At 64.5% G+C, this 24,438-nt stretch carries 22 protein-coding genes; 8 read left to right on the plus strand and 14 right to left on the minus strand.

Annotation, left to right across the window (positions count from 1 at the left end; genetic code table 11):
* Positions 1-58: 58 nt before the first annotated feature.
* Both U5782_RS01075 and U5782_RS01080 read right to left on the minus strand, forming a co-directional pair.
* Positions 59-385, minus strand: coding sequence for an EF-hand domain-containing protein (locus tag U5782_RS01075; RefSeq protein ID WP_322042015.1), 327 nt, complete (start codon positions 383-385; stop codon positions 59-61).
* Between the two features lie 109 nt (positions 386-494).
* The gene (locus U5782_RS01080; protein ID WP_322042016.1) at positions 495-1,496 is read right to left on the minus strand and encodes a hypothetical protein; all 1,002 of its coding nucleotides are present in this window, start codon (positions 1,494-1,496) and stop codon (positions 495-497) included.
* A 330-nt stretch (positions 1,497-1,826) separates the two neighbouring features.
* On the opposite strand from U5782_RS01080, the gene U5782_RS01085 reads away from it, so the two are divergent.
* Positions 1,827-2,735 (plus strand): sterol desaturase family protein, encoded by a 909-nt coding sequence (locus U5782_RS01085; RefSeq protein ID WP_322042017.1) that lies wholly within the window; start codon positions 1,827-1,829, stop codon positions 2,733-2,735.
* A 138-nt stretch (positions 2,736-2,873) separates the two neighbouring features.
* Positions 2,874-3,587: an SDR family NAD(P)-dependent oxidoreductase gene (locus U5782_RS01090; protein WP_322042018.1), complete on the plus strand. Its 714-nt coding sequence runs from the start codon at positions 2,874-2,876 to the stop codon at positions 3,585-3,587.
* A 40-nt stretch (positions 3,588-3,627) separates the two neighbouring features.
* On the opposite strand, the gene U5782_RS01095 is transcribed toward U5782_RS01090, so the two are convergent.
* The 4 genes from U5782_RS01095 to U5782_RS01110 form a co-directional block, all read right to left on the minus strand.
* Complete coding sequence (locus U5782_RS01095; protein WP_322042019.1) at positions 3,628-3,951, minus strand: hypothetical protein; 324 nt, start codon at positions 3,949-3,951, stop codon at positions 3,628-3,630.
* Between the two features lie 106 nt (positions 3,952-4,057).
* Complete coding sequence (locus U5782_RS01100) at positions 4,058-5,563, minus strand: PepSY domain-containing protein (protein WP_322042020.1); 1,506 nt, start codon at positions 5,561-5,563, stop codon at positions 4,058-4,060.
* Between the two features lie 82 nt (positions 5,564-5,645).
* The gene (locus tag U5782_RS01105) at positions 5,646-8,015 is read right to left on the minus strand and encodes a TonB-dependent receptor (RefSeq protein ID WP_322042021.1); all 2,370 of its coding nucleotides are present in this window, start codon (positions 8,013-8,015) and stop codon (positions 5,646-5,648) included.
* Between the two features lie 241 nt (positions 8,016-8,256).
* Positions 8,257-8,622 carry a DUF2946 domain-containing protein gene (locus tag U5782_RS01110; protein WP_322042022.1) on the minus strand — a complete coding sequence of 122 codons (366 nt, stop codon included), beginning with the start codon at positions 8,620-8,622 and terminating at the stop codon, positions 8,257-8,259.
* A gap of 312 nt (positions 8,623-8,934) precedes the next feature.
* On the opposite strand from U5782_RS01110, the gene U5782_RS01115 reads away from it, so the two are divergent.
* Positions 8,935-9,174, plus strand: coding sequence for a hypothetical protein (locus U5782_RS01115; protein WP_322042023.1), 240 nt, complete (start codon positions 8,935-8,937; stop codon positions 9,172-9,174).
* Positions 9,175-9,184: 10 nt separating this feature from the next.
* Here the strand turns inward: U5782_RS01115 and U5782_RS01120 are convergent, their stop codons facing one another.
* From U5782_RS01120 to U5782_RS01130, 3 genes are all read right to left on the minus strand, one after another.
* Positions 9,185-12,511 (minus strand): hybrid sensor histidine kinase/response regulator, encoded by a 3,327-nt coding sequence (locus U5782_RS01120; RefSeq protein ID WP_322042024.1) that lies wholly within the window; start codon positions 12,509-12,511, stop codon positions 9,185-9,187.
* Positions 12,511-13,197, minus strand: coding sequence for a response regulator (locus U5782_RS01125; RefSeq protein WP_415914221.1), 687 nt, complete (start codon positions 13,195-13,197; stop codon positions 12,511-12,513). The genes U5782_RS01120 and U5782_RS01125 overlap by 1 nt, the downstream gene beginning before the upstream one ends.
* Positions 13,198-13,322: 125 nt before the next feature.
* Complete coding sequence (locus U5782_RS01130) at positions 13,323-13,631, minus strand: hypothetical protein (protein ID WP_322042025.1); 309 nt, start codon at positions 13,629-13,631, stop codon at positions 13,323-13,325.
* A gap of 419 nt (positions 13,632-14,050) precedes the next feature.
* Between U5782_RS01130 and U5782_RS01135 the strand changes: the two genes are divergently transcribed.
* Both U5782_RS01135 and U5782_RS01140 read left to right on the plus strand, forming a co-directional pair.
* The gene (locus U5782_RS01135; RefSeq protein ID WP_322042026.1) at positions 14,051-14,641 is read left to right on the plus strand and encodes a YSC84-related protein; all 591 of its coding nucleotides are present in this window, start codon (positions 14,051-14,053) and stop codon (positions 14,639-14,641) included.
* A gap of 151 nt (positions 14,642-14,792) precedes the next feature.
* A complete protein-coding gene (locus U5782_RS01140) occupies positions 14,793-15,239 on the plus strand; it encodes a thioesterase family protein (protein ID WP_322042027.1) in 447 nt (148 codons plus the stop codon).
* Between the two features lie 61 nt (positions 15,240-15,300).
* Here the strand turns inward: U5782_RS01140 and surE are convergent, their stop codons facing one another.
* Positions 15,301-16,089, minus strand: a complete 789-nt coding sequence (surE, locus tag U5782_RS01145) for a 5'/3'-nucleotidase SurE (protein WP_322042028.1) — start codon at positions 16,087-16,089, stop codon at positions 15,301-15,303.
* Positions 16,090-16,294: 205 nt separating this feature from the next.
* Here surE and ydiK point away from each other — a divergent pair, with 205 nt between their 5' ends.
* Positions 16,295-17,359 carry an AI-2E family transporter YdiK gene (gene ydiK / locus U5782_RS01150; protein WP_322042029.1) on the plus strand — a complete coding sequence of 355 codons (1,065 nt, stop codon included), beginning with the start codon at positions 16,295-16,297 and terminating at the stop codon, positions 17,357-17,359.
* Positions 17,360-17,640: 281 nt separating this feature from the next.
* Complete coding sequence (locus U5782_RS01155; protein ID WP_322042030.1) at positions 17,641-20,313, plus strand: ATP-dependent Clp protease ATP-binding subunit; 2,673 nt, start codon at positions 17,641-17,643, stop codon at positions 20,311-20,313.
* A gap of 75 nt (positions 20,314-20,388) precedes the next feature.
* On the opposite strand, the gene U5782_RS01160 is transcribed toward U5782_RS01155, so the two are convergent.
* Positions 20,389-20,625 (minus strand): tautomerase family protein, encoded by a 237-nt coding sequence (locus U5782_RS01160; protein WP_322042031.1) that lies wholly within the window; start codon positions 20,623-20,625, stop codon positions 20,389-20,391.
* Between the two features lie 13 nt (positions 20,626-20,638).
* Positions 20,639-21,049, minus strand: coding sequence for a cupin domain-containing protein (locus U5782_RS01165; protein ID WP_322042514.1), 411 nt, complete (start codon positions 21,047-21,049; stop codon positions 20,639-20,641).
* Between the two features lie 135 nt (positions 21,050-21,184).
* Between U5782_RS01165 and U5782_RS01170 the strand changes: the two genes are divergently transcribed.
* On the plus strand, positions 21,185-22,078 hold the full coding sequence (locus U5782_RS01170) for a LysR family transcriptional regulator (RefSeq protein WP_322042032.1): 894 nt from the start codon (positions 21,185-21,187) through the stop codon (positions 22,076-22,078).
* A gap of 213 nt (positions 22,079-22,291) precedes the next feature.
* On the opposite strand, the gene U5782_RS01175 is transcribed toward U5782_RS01170, so the two are convergent.
* Entirely contained in the window at positions 22,292-23,929 is a 1,638-nt protein-coding gene (locus tag U5782_RS01175) for an AMP-binding protein (RefSeq protein ID WP_322042033.1), read from the minus strand.
* Between the two features lie 90 nt (positions 23,930-24,019).
* A complete protein-coding gene (locus tag U5782_RS01180) occupies positions 24,020-24,436 on the minus strand; it encodes a RidA family protein (protein WP_322042034.1) in 417 nt (138 codons plus the stop codon).
* Positions 24,437-24,438 lie beyond the last annotated feature (2 nt).

The following is a 24,438-nucleotide window of genomic DNA, read 5'->3' on the forward strand; positions in this document are numbered from 1 at the left end:
GCGGATGGCGCGCGCGCGGGCGCGTTTTCATCCGCTGTTGTAGGGCTGCGTGCCGCGATCATCGGCCCGCGGCGGCTTGCTGGCGCATGAAGTCCTCGATCTGCGCGAGCGTGACATAACCGGCGTGTTGCGTGTCGATGGCGTCGAAGTGCTGCGCGACTCGCGGCATGCCGGCCTGCGCCTGTTCGCGCGTGAGCTTGCCGTCGTGGGTCGTGTTCGCCTGCGCGAAGCGGGTCTGCAATTGCGATAGCGCACGCGCCATCCGCTCGTTCGTGGCGGGCGCGGCGGCCATCGTCGGCGCGCCGCCGTTGGCGGGCGGTAAGCCCTGCGCCGAAGCCGCTGCTGAAACGATACACAAAATCAGGGGGACGATCATCTTCTTCATGGTGTGCTCCGTAGGGTGGCCGACACAGTCGGTCGGCCGGGTAGGGGAAATGAATCGAACAGGTTTTAAAAGCTGCTTTAAATGCGTGGGGTAATTTCAGGCACCGATTTCAGGCCCAGTGCGCGGGCACCCAGAAGGCGCCAGCCCAATGGCCCGGGACCCAGATTGCGGGGCGCGGTGCAGGTGCCACGTAGACGGGGCGCGGCGCGACATAAACGGCACGCGGCAGCGGGCGGGCGACATAGACAACCTTGGGCGGCGGCGGGGCGACATACACGACCTTCGGAGCCGGCGGCGCGACGTAGACGGTTTTCGGCGGCGGAGGCGCGACATAAACGGGCTTCGGTGCGGGCGCGACGTACACCGTCGCGTTGGCCGGCGGCGGCGGGGGCGGCGTGACGACCACCGGTGCGGGAGCGGGAGCTGGCACGACCGCTACCGTGGCGCCTACGGCCACCGTGCTGCCGCCGGCCACCACCGTCGTGCCCCCCGTTGTACCGCCTGCCACCACGGTCGTGCCGTGCACGACCGTGCTGCCGCCCGAGGTCGTCACGACGCCCGGCGCGACCCGGGTGGCGCTACCCGAGTGCGTGTACGTGCCGCCGTCCGTTCCCGTGACCGTGCCGGAGCGCGAACAGGTCGATCCTGCGCAGTTCGTCGAAGCGTTGTGGCTCACGCTATTGCCGTTGGCGGCCGTGACGGTGCCCGTCGACGAATACTGGCCCGGCGCGTTGCGCGTCACGCTGCCCGAGGTCGATGCGCTGCGGCCGTCCTCGCCCGTCATCGTGCCGGTGTGCGAGCAGGTGCCGCTCGCGCAGCTCGTGTCGCCCGAGTGCTGAACCGAACGCCCGTTCGGGCCGACCGCCGTACCGCTGTTCGAGAACTGTCCCGGTGCGGTGCGTGTGACCGTGCCCGTGTTGGTCGCGACGCCGCCCCACGGGCCGGCCACGCCGCCCGCATGCGTGCAGCTGCCGCCGCCGCACGAACCCGCATGCGCGCCGTTATAGGTGCCGTGCGGCGTATAGGCCGTGCCGTGGCCGGCCCAGCCTGCAAAGGCGGGGGCGCTGGCGAGAGCGATGAGCGTGGCGGCGACGAGGGTGAGCGGTTTCATCAGAGGTCCTTGCGAGTGGGGCGGTTCGTTTCGGGGCACGCATCTGGCGTGTCAGCGGAACGAACTATAGGACCGGGCCCGCTTCACGTCGCGTGCAAAACCATGTCGCGGTGTTACACCGTGACGCAGCTTCCGGGCGCCTCGCCCGTGCGCATGGGCTGGGGGCTGCGGGTGCTTCGCGACGCCCTGTCGCGCGTGACACACGGCGACATAATTTGCGCGTGGAATTGCGCGCGCCGCGCCTCTACAGTGCCGTTCATCCGACGCGACAAGCGCAACTTCATGCGTACGACGCGTTGTCTTTCACACTACGCACGGCGCCTTTTCATCATGCTCACCACTGGAAAACTCGCGTACTACGTCACGCTTTTTATCGTCGTCGCCTCGCTGATCGAGGCGGCCTGGCTCACCTTCAGAAAGCGGCGCACCGGCGAGGCCGCATTCGACTGGTCCGAGGTCTGGCTCTCGCTAGTCGATCTCGTCGGACGAAAACTGCTCGCGTTCCTGCCCATTTCGCTCGCTGCACCCGTTTTCCATTTCGCGTGGCAGCATCGCCTTTTCACGCTGTCGATCGACAATCTCACGCTGGCCTTGCTGGTCTTTATCGGCCAGGAGTTCTGCTACTACTGGTATCACCGCGCCTCGCACCGCATCCGTTTTTTCTGGGCCACCCACGCGGTCCATCATTCGCCTAACCAGCTCACGTTGTCGTCGGCGTATCGGCTTGGCTGGACTGGCAAGCTCACCGGCACGGCGATGTTCTTCACGCCGCTCGTCTGGCTCGGCGTGCGCCCCGAAGTCGTGCTCGCGATCCTCTCGTTCAACCTGCTTTATCAGTTCTGGCTGCACAACACGTGGATCCCCAAACTCGGCTGGCTTGAGTACGTGTTCAATACGCCGTCCGCGCATCGCGTGCATCATGCGTCGAATGTCGATTACCTCGACGCGAACTATGGCGGTGTGCTGGTTGTGTTCGATCGCCTGTTCGGCACCTATGTGGCCGAGCGCGCCGATGAACCTTGCCGCTATGGCCTCGTCACGCCCACGCGTTCGCGTAATCCGCTGGTCGTCGAATTCGAGCACTGGGTGAGCCTGGTGCGCGATATCGTGGCTGCGCCCAGCGTATGGACGGCCGTGCGCCATGTGATCCTGCCCCCGGGCTGGAACCCCGACGGACACGGCGAGACCACCGAGGACCTGCGCAAGCGCAGCCTCGCGACGGTGCGCACAGAGGCGTGAAAGATGGCATGCGCCTGGTTGCTGCAAACGGCGCGCTCGGTTAACGTGGCGCCTCGCGGCGGCCACGAGCCACCGCAGCGTTTTCGAATCCCTCGTTCGAACCCGGACGACTCTCTCGTAGATAAGCAGGCAATCAAGATGGATAACTCAGTGAACGGCAAAACGGTGGCGATCACCGGCGGCTTTGGCAGCCTTGGTTTGGCGACGGCGCAATTTCTCGTGGCGCGCGGCGCACGCGTGGCGCTGATCGGACGCGGCGCGGCGCCCGGCGGCGACGCCTTGCCCACAGCGCTCAAGGACGCGGTGTGCCTGGGCGGCGTCGATCTGGTGGACGCCGAGGCCGCGCGCAAGGCGCTGGCGCATGCCGGCGAGGCGCTGGGCGGGCTGCTCGACGCGCTCGTCAATATCGCGGGCGCGTTCCGCTGGGAAACCATCGCGGACGGCGATGCGAGCACCTGGGATTTGATGTTCGATCTGAACGTGAAGACGGCGCTGAACGCCTCGAAGGCCGCGCTGCCGCAACTGGTGGCGCGCGGCGCGGGCCGCATCGTCAATATCGGCGCAGGCGCGGGGCAAAAGGCGGGACTGGGGATGGGCGCCTATTCGGCGTCGAAGGCGGGCGTGGCGCGCCTGACCGAGGCGCTGGCCGAAGAACTCAAGGACAAGGGCGTGACGGTCAATGCGATCCTGCCGAGCATCATCGACACGCCGCAAAATCGTGCCGACATGCCCGATGCCGATTTCACGCGCTGGGTGCAGGGTGAAGAGATCGCAGCGGTGATCGCGTTCCTGATTTCGTCGGACGCGCGCGCGGTGACGGGCGCGGCGATCGCCGTGAACGGGCGGGTTTGATCGACTGGATAAGCGCAGTCACGCAGGCGCGCGCACGGGCCTAGTGCCCGTGACCGCCGCCCATGTGGCCGCCGCCGCTGACCCACGTTCCGCCACCGCCATGCCAGCCGCCGCCGTGGCCACCACCATGCCACCCATACCCGCCGCGACGCCAGCAGCATCCACCGCCGCCCCAGTATGCGAAGCCGAAACTGGGGCCGTAGTAGTAGCCGGGGTAATAGCCATACCCGTACGGATAGCCGTAAGCGTATGGGTAGCCATAGCCATAACTGGCGTCGTAATAGCCCGGATAACCGGGGTAAGGGGCGACGGCACAGCCTGCTAGTGCGGCGGCCGCCCCGATTGCGCAGACGAAACGGATCACGGTTGTCTCCCCTCGATACTCCTTTGGCAATGCGCAGCGGGGTCGGGTTCACGAGTAATTGTGTCCACAGATTACTGACGCGAATGCCCTGAACGTCAATCTATTGTCAGGATAGCGAAAGATCCCGTGAACCACTGAAAATCAGTCGATCGAGCAGCAAAACGGCGAGAATCGTCGCGCCCATCAGCGGGAAAATCACGGCGAGTACGGCCAGCCCCGTTTTCCATGCCCGCATCGGCGGTGCGGCACGCTCGCGCGATGGCGCCCCAAGTTTGCGCGTCGGACGGCGCAGCCACCACATCACGAAACCCGTGACCGCGAGCGCCGCGAGGCCAAGCGAGATCGCCGCGCAGATCAACTGGTTCGCCAGCCCGAAATAGCGCCCCATGTGCAGCGAGGTCCCATACGAGATCACCTGGGAAACCGCGCCGTAGTCGGCGTAGCGGATGTCCTTGAGCACACGCCCGTTGTACTGATCGATATACACCGTGCGTTCCTGTTGCGGATCCGGCGGGAAATACGACATCGTATAGACGCCGGTGGCGCTCGCGGGCAGGGCGATGTCATAGCCGCTAGCGACACCAAGCGCTGCCATTTGCGCGACGATCTGATCGAGCGTCCAGCGCGCGGGTTTCGGTGCGGTGGCGTCGGGCGATTGCGGAACGTGCATCGCGCCTACGGCCCACGGCACGTTGGGCAGAGGCAGATCGTCCATCACCATGCCGGGCATCGACGCCATGTCGTGGCCCGCGTGCTCCGAATGATCCATCTGGGGCGCGGCAGTGTTCGCGGCTTGTTGCGCGCCCGGCAGCGTCGATTTGAGCGGCAACCCGCCGCCCCATGCGCCACGCGGCGCACCCACGCTCATGCGCGTCGCCAACTCCTTGAATTGCTTGCCCCACGATCCCGTCCAGGGCAGGCCGCTCAACACGAATGCGAGCGCGCCCACGGCAAGCCAGATGCCGATCACGCTATGCAAGCTCTTCCAGAGAGGTCTGCCCTTCGTTGAGAGGCGCGGCCAGATCGCGGCACGCAACTTCGAACCTTTGCTGCCGGACGTGGAACGCGGCCACCAGAGCGCGACGCCCGTGCCGATCATCACCAGCGTCCAGCAGGAGGCCAATTCCATCAGCAATTCGCCGGACTTGCCGAGCAGCAGTTTGCGATGAAGCATGCGATCCACCTGCATGAAGCGCCCATCTACATCGAGCGTGCCGAGCACATCGCCGCTATAGGGATTCAAATAGACGCTTTCCTTGCTGCCGTTCGCCAGCGCGAAGACGAATTCCGCGCTGCGAGCCGGGTTCGCGTCGATATGCGCGCGAATCGCCTTCGCATCGGGCGGCAGGGAAGCTTGCGCGCGTGCGAGCAAGGTGTCGGCAGGCAGGCGCGGCGTGTCCATCGGCGTCACCACGAGGCGATGCGGATAAAGCAGCGGCTCGATCTGCGGCTGAAAGCAGTAGATCGTGCCCGTGATCGCCAGCACGATAAGGAACGGCATGACGAAAAGACCAGCATAGAAGTGCCAGCGCCAAAGCGTGCGATAGCCGGGATGGACGGCGCCGGTTGCGCGCGCGGTTTGCGTGCCGGAGGCGGGCAGCGTAGCGGACATCGGGGACTCCTGTTGTTTCGGATATGACGGCGCGGCGGCATGTGTCGCGCGCGCAGCAGTGGATGCGATGGAGTACGAACGATCAGATGCCGATCTTCGCCTCGACATAGAACGTGCGGCCCGGATAGGGGTGATAGACGTAGTAGCGCGCGTCGAACAGGTTATCCACGCCCACGCCAATCTGGCTTTTCTTCGTGGGTCGATACGTGAACTTCACGTCGGCGACCGTATAGGTGCTGGTGCCGCCGAACACATTTGGATTCGTGTCGGTGTTGGTGAGCGTGTTGTACTGGCGACCCGAATAGCGCGCCGCGAGCGTGAGCGCGCTACGTGCGTCGAAACGGTATGTCGCGACCACGTTCGCGCGCCAAAGCGGAATCCGGTAGAAGTACTTGCCGACGCTCGCCGGGTTCTGCGCGTTCTCGAGAATCTTCGATTGCGTGTACGCCACGCTCGCCGCGAGGTCGAGGCCATGCAGCATCACGTCCTGGCCTTGATAGCTCGTTTCCGCGCCGCGCGAGCGCACCTTGCCGATGTTCTGGAAGTTCGTGACGTTTGGAATGACCGTGGTATCGGTCTGGCTGAAGATCGTGTTCTTGACGTCGTCCTGAAACAGCGTGAAGCGGAACAATCCATTCCAGTGCGCCCATTCCGCCGAGAGTTCCTTCGAGAGATCATCCTCGGGTTTCAGATTGGGGTTGTTATTGACGATCGAGGAGCCATTGATTTGCCCCTGGAACAGTTCGCCCACGGTCGGGAAGCGATACGCGCGCGCAACCGACGCGCGCAGCGTGAGATCGTCGGTGACGTCGAAGGAAAGCGAGGCCTTCGGCGAGAAATGCCGGTCGCCCTTGCCCGCGTAGGGCACGCTCGACGCCCCCAGTGCCTGATAGCCGTCATACGCGTGCCAGTCCTCGTAACGCACGCCATAGACGAGCTTCCAGCGCGGCAGAAAACGCCAGGCGTCCTGTGCGTAGAAGCCTTGCGTTTCGGTTTTGCCCGCGAAGGCATTGGCGAAGCTGCCCGCGGGACCATCGCGCCACGCCAGCGTGTTATAGGTGCGGTTATCGACGCTGTAATTGTCGTAGTGATAGCCGAAGGTCAACCAGTGCGCGCCGAGGCCCGCGTCGGGCCGCGCGGGCGTCCACGTCGTCTTGAGATCGAGTGTCTTCCAGCCGGTGCCGTCGCCAAGCGTCATCGTGCCGGCGCCATTGCCGGGGCCGCCCGAACCCGCGGTGCGCGCCACGCTGTTGCTCACGTCGTAGTACGAAGCAATGGCCTCGGCATTCCAGCCCGTGGCCTGATGCGTGTGCAGATTGACGCCGTAGAGCCAGTTCTCGCTCCAGCCACGGCTCGGGGCCATCGCTGCCGCGGGAATGGTGTATTCGTAGCCGCCAATGTTGACCTTGCCGCTGTAGACGGGGTTGCCGTTCGCATCGTAGAGAAAGGTCGATGTCTGGCTGTCGTAGCTCTGATGCCAGTAGCCAAGCGTAAAGCCGCCCTGCACGGTGGGCGTGAAATCGTACTGCGTGCGCAACTTGAATTGATCCTGCACCGTGTGCTCGATGCCTTCGCCATTCACGCCGAGCACGACAGTCGGCGTGTTGGTCTGGTTGTTGTAGGTGTAAGCGCCACGCACCGGAATATCGCCGGCCTTCGCTGGCGTGCTCGATTGCGCGAGCGTCGCGAACTGTAGCGGCTGGCTCGTATTTTCCAGGTGATTGACGCCCAGCAGCCAGGAGAACTTGCCGATACGGTCCCCCATCGTCGCGCTCATTTCGCTGCCATTGAAGTTCTGGTTCACGCCGTAGAGACTGAAATGCTGCGTGAACGCTTTCACGTCGGCATTGGCCTCGAAGGTCGAAGGCATGCGCGTTGTGATGAGCACCGTCGCGCCAAGCGAGTTGCCTGGATAGAGCGCCGAATAGGGGCCATAAATCACGTCCACCTGCTGGATCTGGTCGGGGAACACCATCGACCAGCGCGGCGGAAACGAATAACTGTTGCCGAGCAAATTCGACAGCAGCAAGCCATCCGAATACACGAGACCACGCGCGCTTTGCGAATTGCTCGTGCCGCGCACGGCGATGATCGAATTGAGATCGCCCACAAAGCGCTTGCGCACCGCGAGATTCGGCATGTACTTGAGGACGTCTTCCGTATTGACGACGTTCCAGTTGTTGAATTGCGCGGGCGTCACGGTTTCGACCGTGGCGGGCAGATTCGGGTCGACGGCGGGCGTGGGCGCGCCATTCCCGCTGCTGTTCGAGGCGCTTACGGACAACGTGGGCAGTGTGGTGACGCTAGTCGTATCGGCATCGGCCGCGTGAACCGATGCGGTGGCGAAAGCCGTCGCGGCAGCCGCCGCAAGAGGAGCAAAAAGCGACAACGGCGCGAGGCCGGTACGGACGTGCGAGCGCAAGCGCGCGCCGCGCGAGGCGGGCGTGAACATGATGTGGTTTCCCCAGAGCGATAGACGTGCGGCCGCACGCACACGCATGACGGTCAGGCGCGTGTGCAGTGTGCGTCTTCGCCCGCATGACGCCGATGGGCTGATTCCTTCAGCCTTCGATCAGGCGAGCGCGCACGCGAACCCTTCAGGGTGCAGACGAGCGCGATCGCAAGCGATCATGCGGAACGAAGACGCGAACGTGTAGCCGATGACGGCAGCAGACGGTGACTGACTTCGACAGTCAGGAAACGACAGGAGGGGCGCGCGGTCGGCCCGAGGGGAAGGCCCCGAAGGGCGTATGACGCGTGGAGAGCGGGGCGATACGATCGCCGGCCACTACGAGCGCGCGTTGCGGCGCGGGCGTTGCGACGCCGGGCATCGCAACGTGATGTTCGAGCAGATGGCAGTAGCCGCAGGCGCCGAATGCATCGTCATGCGAAAGATGCTGGGCCGCGGAAGGAGGCTGGAGCGCGGAGCAGAGCGCAGCGTCGGGTTCGTGCGCGTGATGCGCGGCAATCAGCTGACTTGCGAGCGGCGCAAGCACGATGAGCCACATGGCGACGAGGCCAAGCCATGCGGTCAGCAGAATGTGCTTGCGTAGGTTCATGTTGGTGTGAGCGATTGCGCGGCGCAGTCTACCATGACACGCAGGATTTGCGCACCCGATCCCGCAGGCTGAGGACGGTCATAAGCAGTCCCGTATTTACTTTTCAGGCGCAGGAAAACGGCTCAAAACAAGGGCTTTCGAACTATTCCGATGGTTCGTCGTGAATGCGTGCGCGATCATGATCGTTGTGTGCATTCCGAACAACGTTGAGGGCCGCTTCTAACGCGGCACGCGATCATGTCCGTTTTCCCCTTACGCCCATCGCCCAGCCTGCGCTGGTTGGCCCGCACGGCTGAACCTTGCGGACAGCGCATGGCTACGCTCACATGCGACGGTACGTCGCACGACCATACGGGCGTGCATGCGCCGATCGCGCGTGGCAGCGGTATCCGTGAAACCCGTTGCGGTCTGGAACTACCGGACAGTTTCGCGCTGAAACTCGGCGCGCGAACCCATGCCACGCCGCGCAATCCGGTCGACTGTCCGCTCGACGAGAGTGCACTGCGGCAATGGTGCGTGCGCCTGCAAAGCGGGAAATGTCCGCGCGGTTAAAGCGGCGCGTTCACGCGGAATGCTGGGTCGCAGCCTGTTCGCGCAGCGCTTCCAGTTCCTGCGCGACGGCGCCCGAGAGTTCTTCCACCTCGTCGGTCCACTCACCGGCTTCGCGCAGCGTCGCGCGCAATTCGAGGCACGCCTCGTACAGCATCGAAGGGCCAAGCACCGCGAGCCCGCCTGTGACGCGATGCGCCCATTCGCGCAGGCGTTTGAAATCGCGCGCAGAAGCGATCTGTGCGTAGTCGGCGATGTCGTGATCGGCCTGCTCGATGAAAAGCGGCGCAATCCCCGGCAAGAGCGCAGGAAAGCGCGGCACTTCGTCTTCGTCGTCCGCAGGGTCGTCTGGCTGTACCTCCGGACCCGTTTGCGCGGCCACATCCGCGAGCACACGCGCCAGCGCCGCGAGCGGCACCGGCTTGCTCAGATAGTCGGTGAAACCCGATTGGCGGCCCTGCGCGATCTGCTCGGGTAGCGCATTGCCGCTGACCGCATAGACCGGCAGCCCGCCATGCTTCGCGCGCGCCGCATGCAGCAGTTCGAGGCCGTTCATGCGCGGCATGTTGAGGTCGGTGAGCACGACATCGACGCGCGTATCGTCGAGCCGCGCGAGCGCTTCTTCACCATCCTTCGCTTCGATCACGGTCGCGCCCAGCGTGCGCAACTGGTCGCGCAGCAGGCTGCGGTTCAGCAGATTGTCTTCGGCGATCAGCACGCTCAGGCGCTGAAAGTCGCCGCCTTGCAGTGGCTCGGGCGTGAATGCGGCGGCGCCAGCGACATCCACGGCGGTTGCCGTGTGCGTGGTGGATCGCGTGCGCAGCATCTGCGTAGCGCTGCGGATACCGGCGAGGCTATAGAGGCTCACTTCCACGCCGCCGTCCTCGCGCGCGAGCGGCACGAGCGGCCCGTCCTGGCGCAGCCACACGACGCGCGTCGTGCCGCCCCACAATCGTTGCACATCGTCGATCGTAAATTCGTCGGTCACCAGCAGGTAGTCCAGCGCACTGTCGCGCGATGAAGCCTGCGTCGACGCCAGATCGATCGGCGCGCCGATTTTCGTATCGAACAGGTTCGTGAGCCACTCGTGATTCTCGGGGGCGCGACACAGAATCGCCGGATGCGCGTCGGGCAGTGTCCACTCTGCGCCTGCCGTGGCGCTGCCGTCCGCACGCAACGGCAAGGTGACCACCACACGCGTGCCCACGCCCAGTGTGCTCTCCACTTCGCAGCGACCGTGCATCAGCTTCGCGAGGCGACCGCAAATCGACAAGCCGAGTCCCGTGCCGCGCGCCTCAGTGAGCCGGTGGGCGTCGCCTTGCGTAAAGGGCTGAAAGAGCCGCGTCTTGAGCGATTCCGGCATGCCCGGACCCGAGTCCGCCACGCTGATTTCGAGCGCGTCGTCGCGCCACTTCGCGCGCAGCACGATCTTGCCCGAATGCGTGAACTTGAACGCATTGCTCAGCAGGTTGTTGACGATCTGCGCGAGCCGCACGGGATCGAAGTGCAGGCGCGCGGGCGTTGCGCGATCCATCACCAGATAGAAGGGCAGCTTCTGCCGTGCGGCGAGCGGCGCATGCGCCAGTGCGATGCGCACCAGTAACGCGCTGATCGATTCGGATTCCTCTGAAAGCTTCATCGCGCCGACGTCGATCTTGGAGAAGTCCAGCACGTCGCTCACGATCTGCAATAGCTCCGCCGCGGAAATCTGCATCGCCTGCACGCGAGCTTCCTGCTCGGGCGCCAGCGATCCGCGCGCCACCAGTTCGATATTGCCGGTCAGCGAAGCGAGCGGCGTGCGGATTTCATGGCTCATCGCCGCAAAGAAACTGACCTTGCTGCGCGCGGCTTCGTCGCTCGTGCGCTTGGCTTCGCGCAGCAGGCGTTCGGCCTCGATGTGCTTCGATGTGTCAGCGAAGGCGCAGAACATGACGTCCTCGCGCCGCATGGTGGCGGGTGCGAATGTGATCTCTAGATGCACGCTTTCGCCGTCCTCGCGCGTGAGCGAGAAGGGCAGATCGTAGATCGGCGTTTCGCCTTCGGTGGGCGCGGCGTAGGGCATGCGCTTTTCGAACTCGACGCACAGTGCGCTCGGCAGGCGTGTTGCCTGGCTGTCGAGGCCGAGCAGGTTACGCACGATCTGGTTCGCGATCACGATTTCGAAGTTCTGCTGTCGCACGATGCACAGGCCTACCGGTGTCGCATGCACGAGCAGATGGTTGAGCAGTTCGCGTTCGAGCGCGCGCGTGGCCTCCGCGTAGGTGCGTTCGAGCACGTGGCGGCTCCAGTAGCGCGAGAGGGCGGCGAGCAACGCTAGCAGCGCCACGGTCATGAGCCCGATGATCGCGAGCGGCACGCGGATCAACGCAAGTTGCGCACTCCACGAAAGCGCCAGCGTGTAGTGCCCGAACTCGTATTCGAGCGGATGCGCGCGCGCCACCCAGCCAAAGCGGGGCAGCAGATGAAAGCGTTCGAGCGGCTGGGCGGCGACGGCGCGATCGACATATTGCGCCCCCGCGACCGACATCGGGCCGGACAGCATGGCGCCGTCGCGGTCGAATAAGGTGGGCACGGTATCGGGATTGTCCGCATCCGCAACGTGCGGCAACGCCTGCAGATCGACGGCGGTCAGCGCGATCGCATAGGGTTTGCCATCCTTCACGATGGTGACCGCGCCCAGCACGAGCGACGGTGCGAAGCGGAGCCCCGCAGGCGGCTTGAACCAGGTGACCTTGTGCCAGTCGGCCTTGTCGAGCGGATCGATGCCGCGCACGCTCATGCGCAGCAGCACCGCGTCTGCCAGCATGCGAGCCCGTTCGGCGCCGCCACGCAGCGACGTATCACCGGCGGCGTGTTCGAGTGGCGCGAGCTGGTAGCTCCATGCGGCGCTGCCGTCGAGCAACACGAACAGCATCGGCTGGGTCGTGCCGCCCATCGTCGACAACTGCACCATGCGGTCGCAGAACGCGCGCAGGTCAGGCGCATCGGTGAGGCCGTCGAAGGCCGGCGTGCAGCTTGGCGGCGGCGCGGGTCCGGCGAGCCGCCCGAGGTCCAGCATCTCGCGCTCGTGCAGCGTCATGAGCAGCCGCAGGCTCGACAGCAGATCGAAGTGCCGCTGCAACACCGCGTCGGTTTGCGCCGTGACGGTGCGCATCTGTGCGACCTGGCTCGAGAGCGACGCCGCGCCGATGCTGAATGCGGCCACGAGAGACGCGCATACGCCCGTGAATGCCAGCAAAGCGATCAGCATGCCGAACATGCGCCGCTCACGCTTCAGATTGCTTTCGAGCGCGCGCAACGCACTGAGCGGCGCAGCGAGCGAAGCGATGCGCCGTTCCATTATGCGAACCCGTGTTCGCTCGCGTAGCGGATCAGGTCGGCGTTGGAGTCGAGATGGAGTTTGCGCATGGCGGAGCGCTTCTGGGTAGCGACGGTCGTGACCGAGCGGCTCAGGCGCTTCGAGATTTCCGTCACGCTCAGGCCGAGCGCGAACAGGCGTACGACTTCGAGCTCACGCGGAGAGAGCGGATTGCTGCGACGGAACTCGTCGACGGTCGAGCCTTCCTTGGCGAGCCGCTCGGCGATACGCGCGGAGAGCGTCGTGCCGGGCTCGACGAGCGCGCGCTGGCAGACCTGGGCGAGCGTGGGGATAGGCTCGTCCTTGCCGACGAGGCCCGCCACACCGAGTCCGGCCAGTTCATGCAGGATGCCACCGTTGGTGAGCATCGTGAACACGACGATGGGTAGATCGGGATAAAGACGCCGCACGCGGCTGACGAGACGCAGACCGTCTTCGTCCTCGAGTTCGCCCTGCATCGAAAAGTCCGTCACGAGCAGATCGCAAGGCATCTTGCGCAGGGCGTCGATGAGCTCGGCGCCGGAAGCGGCGGTGGCCACGACGCGGTGGCCCGGCAATTGGTCCAGGTAGTCGGTGATGGCCGTCAGGACGACAGGGTGATCGTCGGCCACTACGATCCGCAGGTCTTGCGTGGCATTCGTCATGGGCGTGAGCATGTCGCCTGGCATTCGCAGTCTGAGGGGCGGCCTGGTGCGCCGGGCCGCATATCTTTCGGCATCCTCTGAAGGTTATCTCATTATATGCCGTAGGTATCCACGACTTGTCCGTCGGACGGAGTGTTGGAATGGCTGCCTCAATGGACGCTGCGCCGGGGCAAGTGGCCCGGATCGGCTGGTTCTAGCCCGATCGCCGCCGCGCGTCGCAGGCTGGCGAGACAGAAAACGAGTGCCCAGACCGCCATCGCCCAGCCCAGCGCGCCGCCCGCCGCGACCAGCCAGAACGTGGCCAGCGGCGCGCACCAGAGCAGGAAGAGCACCACGAAAAAGGCCAGGTAGAACACGGGCAGCAGATAGATGCCGAGGCGGCTTGCCCATTCGCAGGCGCCCTGTGCCCACGACAGCAGCGTGGAAGGAGTCGGACGGATAGGCGCGGCGGCGGACATGGCAGGAGCTCGTTCGGAGGAAGAAAGACGGGGTGTTCAATGGCTGTGTTAGCCACGCTTCGACTTTAGCGACGAGTCCTGACAGGGAAAATCGGATGATTCTGAGAAATGACGGAGATTTAATGTAAGGATTTGCCTAACAAAATGGCGATTCCTGATAGCCGCGCTGCATGTCAGCACAAGCGGCACGACTTGTGCTGACAGGGCCGGGTTTCCCCGCGCACCGCGAACTAGATGCGCCGCGCATGGTCATAACCGGCCAGGGAAGCGGGCGTGGCCGCCGCTGCCGCCCACGCGAAGCGCGCACGCTCGTGCACGCTTCGCGGCCAGACGGTGCGGCCGGCGACCACACGCGCTATCCTGTTGCGCCCCGTGACGCGCGGGGATCATCGAAGATCCGCTTCTACAGGAACATCTCAATGCGCCGACGTCAATTTCTTCTCAGCTCCAGCGCCGCGGTTGCCGCGAGCGGCCTTGCTCTTGCCGGCTGCACGACGACGCCGCTGGGCTCGGGAAACAGCGCCGCCCAGAACGCTGCCAAGCGCAATTCGATCGACGCAGGCGTGGACGCCACGCTCACGCGCCTCTACAACACGGTGTCCGGCTCGCAGGAACTGATCTCGAAGGCGAGCGGCGTGCTCGTGTTCCCGAGCGTGCTTTCGGCGGGCTTCTGGATCGGCGGCCAGTACGGCACCGGCGCGCTGCGCGTAAACGGCCGCACCGACGGCTACTACAGCACGGTCGCGGGCTCGTTCGGCCTGCAGATCGGCGCACAGTCCAAGGCGATTATTTTTGCGTTCATGAATCAGGGCGCGCTCGAAGACTTCCTGAAGAGCCAGGGCTGGGCGGCTGGCGCCGATGCGACGGTCGCCGTCGTGACCGTGGGCGCTAACGGCAACGTCGACACCTCGACGGCCACCAGCCCCGTCGAGGCCTTCGTGCTGACCAACGCCGGCCTGATGGCGGGAGTCTCGCTCGAAGGCGTGAAGGTCTCGCGCCTCGTGATCTGAGCGCGCGTGAGCCGCTACTGAGCCGTTATCCCCTTGAGTCCGAAGCACGCAGCCAGCCGTTACAGGCCGGCTGCGTGCCTGCGCATCGGCCGGCGCACGCGCTGGCATGATTGCCCCGCGTACCGCCTGGGAGAGAGAAGGAGACCGCAAGATGAGCGACACGAAAGCCCCCACGTTCAGCCGCCGGCACAAGATCCATTTTTCGGAATGCGATCCGGCCGGGATCGTGTTCTACCCGCAGTATTTCGTGCTGTTCAACGACCTCGTCGAGGCGTGGATCGACGCACTGATGCCCGAGGAGGGCTATCACGGCATTCTCGGCGCGCGCCGCGTGGGCATGCCGACCGTCCATCTGGACGTGGATTTCAAGGCGGTGAGCAAGATGGGCGATGAGGTCACGCTCTCGCTCGACGTGCAACGCGTGGGGCAGGCGTCGCTTACGCTCGCGTGGGCCTGCACGGGCGCGGACGGCGTGCTGCGCATGTGCGCGACGCAGACGATCGTCACAACCTCGCTCGACACGCACAAAGCCATCGCGATTCCCGACGATCTGCGCGAGGCCATCGTGGCCTCGGCGGCGCGCACCGGCGCCGCTTAAGGCTCTGAATGTAGCGGCGGCGACGCGCCGCTACTGGAACGCCGTCGACAGATCAGGACGCTTAACGCGCAGCACCGAGCGCATTTTCCAGCGTGACGAAAGTGCGTTCGTCGGTGCGGTCGAATTGCAGCGGCGTGACGGAAATGCCACCCGCGTGGACCACGGCCGTTTCCGAATCCGGCCCGTTTTCACGCGGGCCCCGATGAAAGCGCAACCAGTGATAATCCATGCCGCGCGGATCGACCTGTTGCACCACGTCGATACCCTGCACGAGGCCCACGCCCTGGCGCGTAACGGTAAGCGGGCCCGCGGCGCTTGCATCCACATCGGGGAAATTCACGTTCAGGCAGACCGGCGCGTCATGCGAGATCGCCGCGAGGCGGCGGATCACGTCGGGCGCCAGCGCGCGGGCCGTGTCCCAGCGCACATGGTCGCGGTCGCGGAAGGCCTGGCTCAGCGCGATCGAGGGCAGGCCGAGCAGCAGGCCCGTCATGGCCGCGCCGACCGTGCCCGAGAACATCGTCTCCACGCCGAGATTGGCGCCGCGATTGATCCCCGAGAGCACGAGCGAGGGCGTGACGTCGCCCATCAGATGGCGCACGGCCATGACCACGCAGTCGCCGGGCGTGCCGAGCACGCCGAAACGGCGCTCGCCGCGCCGGCTCACGCGCAGCGGCGAATGCAGGCTGATCGAATGCGAGGTGCCGCTCTGATCGTGTTCGGGCGCGACGACCCACACTTCGTGCGCGAGTTCGGCGGCGACGGCTTCGAGTACGGCCAGACCTGGCGCGTCGATGCCGTCGTCGTTGGTGAGGAGCACGCAGGGGAGTTTCGAATCGGAGGCGGACATAGCAAGTCTCTTTCAGAGGTTGAAGGCAGACGGATGCGGCAGCAGCGGCCATTATCGGAGATCTCGCGCTATTTCGCGACGGATCAAGACGTATTGGATATAGACTAGCGCGCAGCGGCTGCCGGCCTTTCAGGCGCACGGCGGCCGCGGCCTCATCGTTTTCGTATCCATTGCGTTCATGCGGCAAGTGCCGCGAGGAGCCCCCGTGAAGCCGCAAGACCTGCCAGATATCGCTCGCGCGCTGTTCATCATCGCGATCCTCTGCGCATTGACGGTCGGTTCCCTCTACGTCATGCGTCCCTTCCTGCCGGGCCTGATCTGGGCGACCATGATCGTCGTCGCGACCTGGCCCGCGATGCTCGCAGTCGAGCGACGCTGCGGCAAGCGCCGTGGCATCGCTACGCTCGTCATGCTCCTGATCCTGCTGGTCGTGATCGTCATGCCTTTATACGAGGCAATCTCCACGCTCGCCGAGCACGGCGGCGAGATCATGGACCTGATCCGCCAGTTGCCCAGCTACACGCTGCCGCCGCCGCCCATGTGGATTCACGACGTGCCGATGGTGGGCTCGCGCATTTCGGGCGAATGGCAAACGCTGTCCGACGCCGGACCGGGTGGGATGCTCGCGCGGCTCGAACCGTATGTGTCGATCGCTGCGCACTGGCTCATCGGCCATGCGGCATCGGTGGGCGTGTTCGTGATTCACATGGTCGTCACGATCATCATCACCGGCATCCTGTACATGCAGGGCGAAAAAGCGGCTGCCTATGTGGTGCGCTTCGCTGAACGCGTGGGTCCCAGTTATGGCGCCGAAGCCGTGCGGCTTGCGGGCGCCGCGATTCGCGCCGTCGCGCTCGGCATTGTCGTGACGGCGGTGCTGCAATCGGCGCTGGGCGGCATCGGTCTTGCCGTGGCGGGCGTGCCGGGCGCGGGCGTGCTCACGGCCCTGATGCTGATGCTCTGCCTCGCGCAGATCGGCCCCGGCCTGCCGCTCTTTGGCGGCGCAATCTGGCTGTTCATGCACGACTCGCACGTGGCGGCGATCCTGCTCGCCGTCTGGTCCGTGATGGTCGTCATGCTCGACAATTTTGTGCGTCCAGTGCTGATCCGGCGCGGCGTCAACCTCTCCATGCTGCTGATTCTTTCGGGCGTGCTGGGCGGCATGTTCGCGTTCGGCATCGTCGGCCTCTTTATCGGCCCGGTGATTCTCGCGGTGTCGTCCACGCTGCTGACCGCGTGGATCAACAAGGCGCCGTCGGCGACCACCTGAAGCCTCGCGTTGCGCACCCATCGAGACGAAAAACGTCTCGATGGGTCGATTCATCAGACCGTTCCTTCCCGCCTGTTTGTCCCCTCCCGCCCCCAAGGCAGCTTAACGACACGCCCGCCAATTCGACGTTAGGATGACGGCTGGACTTCGCTTCGCTCTTGCGTTCTTCGCATCTTCGCGTTCACTTGCGCTTTCATGCGCCTGACTCGCTGCACACGTCGTCCCGTTTCCTCGGAGCGCTCGCGTGGGCACGCGCGGCGCCGCGCTTCCAGGGAGGGGAAATGGCTCAGTTCAACTGCGACATATGCGGCGTGCGTCCTGCAACCGTGCGGGTAGCCGTGTTGCAGGACGGCAGACGGCGCTTTCTCGACGTCTGCGATTATCACTACGCCCAGCTCACGCGCCACCAGCGCACGTTAAGCCCGCTCGAATCGCTGTTTCGCGCCGCGCAGCAACAGGCCGAAGTCCCAGCGGGCCAGCCGCCCACCCATACGATGGAAGCAGGCGACGGCGCCATCGTCGAGCGTCATTTCAGCGATGTCGCGCGCGAATTGCTGCAACGCGCCGCCGAACGCGCCTTGCAGTTCGGCCGCCGCGAAGTGGACACCGAACATCTGCTTTACGAACTCGCCGGCAACGACGCGGGCGCGGCCATTCTCACGCGTCTGGGCATCGAGCCCGCCGACATACGCGCTTTCATCGACGCCAATGCGCAGAAGCGCGAGCCGATCGCCACGGGCGACGAAGGCCGCGTGGCCGTTTCGCCGCGTCTGAAGGGCGCACTCGATCGGGCCTTTCTGATCTCGCGCGAACTCGGCCATAGCTACGTGGCGCCCGAGCATTTGCTGCTCGGTCTCGCGCAGGTGCAGGACAGTTTCGCGGGCCATTTGCTGGGCCGCTACGGCGTGACGCCGCAAAAAGTGCTGCAACGTCTCGTGGAGGCGCAGGGCGATCCGCGCGAACGTCCCGCTGCCAAAGCGCCGAGCCCGACGCCGCAACTCGATCAATACAGCCGCGATCTCACCGCGCTCGCGAGCGAAGGCAAGCTCGACCCCGTGATCGGGCGTTCGAGCGAAATCGAAACCGTCGTGGAAGTGCTCGCACGTCGGCGCAAGAACAATCCCGTGCTGATCGGCGAGCCGGGCGTGGGCAAGACCGCGATCGCCGAGGGGCTCGCGCAGCGCATGCTCAACGGCGATGTGCCCGAGTCGTTGCGCGGGCGGCGACTCGTCGAACTCAACGTCAATGGCTTGATTGCCGGTGCGAAATATCGTGGCGAATTCGAGGAGCGCGTGAAGGGCGTGATGGAGGAAATCTCGGCGCAGCGCGAGAGCCTCGTGCTCTTCATCGACGAAGTGCATATGATCGTCGGCGCGGGTCAGGGCGGCAATGAAGGCGGGCTCGATATCGCCAACGTCTTCAAGCCCGCGATGGCGCGCGGCGAGCTGAACCTGATTGGCGCGACCACGCTCTCGGAGTACCAGAAGTACATCGAAAAGGACGCCGCGCTCGAGCGCCGCTTCCAACCCGTGTTCGTGGCCGAGCCGAGTGTCGATCAGACCATCAACATCCTGCGTGGCCTGCGCGACAAGCTCGAAGTCCATCATCACGTGACGATCCGCGACGACGCGCTCGTCTCCGCCGCCGAACTCTCCGACCGCTATATCACGGGCCGTTTCCTGCCCGACAAGGCAATCGACCTCATCGATCAGGCGGCCGCGCGCGTGCACCTTTCCGCCACCTCGCGGCCCGCTGCGATCCTCGAACTCGAAGCCGAACTCGCGCAACTCAAACGCGAGCAGGATTACGCGGCGACGCGCAAGAATTTCGAGCGCGCCCATGCGCTCGACGATCCAATCGCCGACAAGGAAAAATCGCTCTCGGATGCCACCGGCGAATGGAAGGGACGCCTGGGTTCGGTCACTTCCGACGTGACGACCGAGCAAGTGGCAGAAATCGTTTCGAAGCTCACGGGTGTGCCCGTCACGCAGTTGACCGCCGAAGAGCGCACGCGTCTGCTGGAGATGGAAAAGCGCCTGCACGAACGCGTGATTGGCCAGGAACAGGCGATCGTTGCGGTAAGCGATGCGGTGCGTCGCTCGCGCGCGGGCTTGCGGCGCGGCCGGCGGCCCACGGCAGTGTTCCTGTTCCTCGGGCCCACGGGCGTGGGTAAAACCGAACTCGCGAAGGCGCTGGCCGAAGTGGTATTCGGCGACGAGGACGCCATCGTGCGCATCGACATGAGCGAGTACATGGAGCGGCACGCGGTGTCGCGCCTGATCGGCTCGCCGCCGGGATACGTGGGCCATGACGAGGGCGGACAGTTGACCGAGCGCGTGCGCCGCCGGCCCTATAGCGTGATCCTGCTCGACGAAATCGAGAAGGCGCATCCCGATGTCTATAACGTGCTGCTACAGGTCTTCGACGACGGCCGCCTCACCGACGGCAAGGGCCGTGTGGTCGATTTCAGCAATACGGTGGTGATCGCCACGAGCAATCTGGGCTCGGAGTCGGTGTCGGGGCAAAAGCGCTCGGGTCCGGGCTTTCTCGCGAGCGCCGATGCCTCGATGCAGGGCGCGGTGCTGGCCGAACTGCGCCAGCATTTCCGCCCGGAGTTCCTCAATCGCATCGACGACATCATCATCTTCAAGCCGCTCACCGACGACGAATTGCGCGCAATCGTTCGCCTGCAACTGGAGCAGGTGCAGCGCATGGCGCGCAGCCAGGATATCGACCTCACGTTCGACGACAGTGTGGTGGATTTCCTCGCCGCCGATGGCTATCGCCCGGAATATGGCGCGCGCGAATTGAAGCGGCAGATTCAGCAGAGCGTCGAAAACGAACTGGCCAAGGAGATGCTCAAGGGCGAGGTGAAGGAGGGCGCGACGGTCGTGTGCCGGTATGACGCCACGCAGCGGCAGGTGACCTTCGCTACGCAGAGCCAGGGCAAGTGAGAGCAGACGCCCGAATGTTGCCGTTGGGGCGCGACGCTTTTACAGCGCCCCAACGGCAGTGCGGCATGCCAGGGCTTATAACTGCGACGGGTCGTAGCCTGGCTTTTGATACAGCGTGTCCCACTTGTCGCGGATGTCGGGATCATAGACGTCCTTGACCCACGCCGAGGGCTGCACGACCTCGACCCCAACAGAAACGGACTCCTTACCATATCCCAGGATACGGGTCACGGCCTTCGTGATCTCGTCGCAGAGTTGCTGTTTTTGCTGCTCCGATTTGCCTGGCCATAACTTCACGATGACGTGCGGCATCGTCGGCTCCCCGTTAGCGCGCTGCGGCCGAGGCCGGATACTGCTCGTCGCTGACGTGTTCGAGCCAGTCGACCACCTTGCCATCGAGCGCTTCCTGAATGGCGATATGCGTCATGGCGGTCTCGCCGGACGCACCGTGCCAATGCTTGGTATTGGCCGGAATCCACACCACGTCGCCCGGACGAATCGCTTCGAGCGGACCACCCCAGCGTTGCACGAAGCCGCAACCGGCTGTCACGATCAGGGTCTGACCGAGCGGATGCTCGTGCCAGGCGGTACGTGCGCCCGGCTCGAACGTGACGCAGCCCCCGGAGGCGCGAGTCCTGTCGACGGGTTGAAACATCATGTCGACACGTACGTTGCCCGTGAACCAGTCGGCCGGGCCTTTCATGGATGCAACGCTCCCGCAACGCTTGACTTCGATTTCCATTTTTCACTCCTGTTCGTTGCTGGCCCGTGGAAACTGGATACGCCACGAAGCCGATGGATGAACTGTACCCATCGGCCTGTTCCCCCGGTAGCTGCTAGACTTGGCAAACAGATATGAGCCAGATTCATAATGCCGAACATCGATCTGAATGTCCTGCGGGCCTTTTTCGTCGTCGCGCGCGAGCGCAGTTTCACCCGTGCAGCGGCGCAGCTTGGCGTGTCGCAATCCGCGTTGAGCCATTCGATGCGCGGCCTGGAAGAGAAAATAGGGCTGCGCCTGCTGACGCGGACAACCCGCGGCGTGTCGCCGACCGAAGCCGGTGAACGTTTGTTGTCGAACGTCGGCCCCTACTATGCGGGGATCGAGGCAGAACTGGAGTCGCTGAATGCGCTGCGGGAGAAACCCGCGGGACTCATCCGCATTTCGGCGCACGATCACGCAGCCGATACGATCCTCTGGCCGAAATTGAAGACGCTGTTGCGGAGTTATCCCGACATCTCCGTCGAGATCAATATCGACTATGGCATGGTCGATATCGTCGCGGAACGCTTCGACGCAGGCGTGCGCAGTGGGGATCTGATCGCGCAGGACATGATTGCCGTGCGTATCGGGCCCGACTTCAGGATGGCGGTCGTTGGATCACCGGATTACTTCAAGGCGAACGGGCATCCGGCGACGCCGCGCGATCTTTCGGCGCATAACTGCATCAATCTTCGCCTTCCCACGCGCGGCGGGTTGTACGCCTGGGAGTTTGCGAAAAAGCGCGAAGCCTTGCACGTGAACGTGCACGGTCAGTTCATTTTCAACACGACGCCCCAAATGCTCGATGCCGCGCTGGAAGGGTATGGGCTTGCCTACGTGCCGTACGATCTGGCTGCACCGCATCTGGCCGAAGGCCGATTGGCGAACGTTCTTGAAGATTGGTGCCCGTTGTTGCCCGGCTACCATCTTTATTACGCAAGCCGGCGGCAAACGTCACCGGCGTTTGCGTTGATCGTTGAGGCGCTGCGGTATCGGGGTTGATGGCGGGCGGTTGTCGTTCCAGCCGATCAACTGCGATTCCAACACTCAGATAGGCGAGGTTAAAACGGCGGCCCGTCCAAATTTAAATAATCAACATTATATGAATAATGTCAAACTCGATTCCATTGATTGTTAGATTTTCAACGGTTTATGGTGTATTACCTACGATTTCGCGAGTCCGCTCCACCGAAGCCCGAGAAATCACCGCCCGTATCACATCGTTTTCAACGCCGAACGCTTGAGCTTGCCCGTTTCGGTCCTCGGCAGCGCGTCGATGAACGCTACGAGGCGCGGATACTTGTATGCCGCCACGGCGTTCTTGACGAAGGCCTGCAACTCCGCCACAAGCGCGTCGCTCCCCGTGAAGCCGGGGTGCAGGACCACGAACGCTTTCACCACCTGGCCGCGCAATTCGTCAGGCACGCCCGTGACGCCGCAATCAGCCACGGCAGGGTGCTGCATCAGCACCGTCTCCACCTCAGGCCCAGCGATGTTGTAGCCGGAGGAGACGATCATGTCGTCGGCGCGAGCCTGATAAAAAACGTAGCCATCCGCATCGATCGAAACGGCGTCGCCGGGCAGATTCCAGCCGTCGCGCACAAACTTCATTTGCCGATCGTCGGCCAGATAGCGGCAGCCCGTGGGGCCGCGCACCGCGAGATTGCCCGTCACGCCGGGCGGCACGGGCTGGAGCGCATCGTCAAGCACCTGCACGACGTAGCCCGGCACCGCGCGCCCGATCGAGCCGGGACGCACGTCGTCGCCCGCCGAGGACACGAAGATATGGATCAGCTCCGTTCCGCCGATCCCGTCGATCATCTCGATGCCGGTAGCCTTGCGCCAGAGATCGCGCGTTGCCAGCGGCAAAGCTTCGCCCGCCGACACCGTCTTGCGCAGGCTGGCCATATCGACGTCCTTCACAAGCGGCGCCATCTGCCGGTAGAAGGTGGGCGCCGTGAACACCACGGTTGCGCGAAAGCGCTCGATGGATTGCAGCAGGAGTGCGGGTGTGAGCTTTTCGATCAGCACCGTGGAGGCGCCCACCCGTAGCGGGAAGCAGAGCAGGCCGCCCAGCCCGAACGTAAACGCCAGCGGCGGCGTGCCGCAAAACACATCGTCCGCCGTGGGCTTAAGCACGTGGCGCGGGAACAGATCGCACATCGCCAGAACGTCGCGATGAAAATGCATGCAGCCCTTGGGCGTGCCCGTCGTACCGCTCGTGAACGCGATCAGGCAGACATCGTCGCTCGCGGTATCGCAGGCGCAGAATTCGGCGGGTTGGGTGGCGGCCGCGCTTTCGAGACTGCCGGGCGCGTCGTCATGGAAGTAGCGCACCTGCATGAGGTCTGCACAGAAGAATTCGTCTTCCGGATTGGTACAACGCGCCAGTTCTTCTGCGAGCCGCACATCGCAAAGCGCCGCAACGGTGCGCGCCTTGCCGATGATCTGCTTGAGTTCCTTCGCACGCAGTAGCGGCATGGTGGGCACCGCCACCAGACCCGCCTTCAACGTGGCGAGCAGCGCAACCGCCATTTGTAGGGTATTCGGGCCACGCAGCAGCACGCGGTTGCCGGGCTGCAAGCCCATGTCCTCGACCAGCACGTGAGCGCTGCGATCGACCAGCGCGCGCAACTGCGCATAGGTGGTCGCCTCGGGCTTGCCGTCGACTTCGGACCAGATGGCGGGCCGATGGCCATGCCCGGACTCGATGGCGCGATCCAGCAATTCCGCCGCGCAATTCAGGCGCGCCGGATAGGCCACGTCGGGATTGTCGAGGAGCAGCACGGGCCATTGCGACTCGGGCGGCAGGTGATCGCGTGCGAAAGTATCCACATGAGCGGTCGGTTGCATGGTGTCTCCAGCGGGCTATGTCGAACAGTTCTCTTGTGTAGTACTGCTGCGCGTTCGTGGGCTGACTGCGCCTGACGGGTCGGGGACGGCCTATGAGGTGGCAACGCGCGCATCGTCGGGAATCACGGCGGTCGCTTCGATTTCCACTTTCGCCTCGTCTTCCACGAGCGCGACCACCTGAACCGCGCTCATGGCGATGTCGTAATCGCCAATCAACTCCCGAAAAGCCGCGCCGATTGTCTTGAGCGATGCCAGGTACTCCTTTTTGTCGATGACATACCAGGTCATGCGCACGAGGTGCTCGGGCCTGCCGCCCGCCGCTTCAAGTACAGCCACGATATTGCGTAGCGCCTGCACCGCCTGGGCGCCGAACTCGCGGCTCGTGAAGCGTGCGTTTTCATCCCAGCCGATCTGACCGGCGATATAGACCTGGGTGCCCCGGGCGGCGACGCCATTGGCATAACCGCGCGGCTTGACCCAACCAACGGGGAGAAGTGCTTGTTTCATAG

The sequence above is a fragment of the Paraburkholderia sp. J67 genome (assembly GCF_905220265.1).
In the GTDB taxonomy this organism is placed as follows: Bacteria; Pseudomonadota; Gammaproteobacteria; order Burkholderiales; family Burkholderiaceae; genus Paraburkholderia.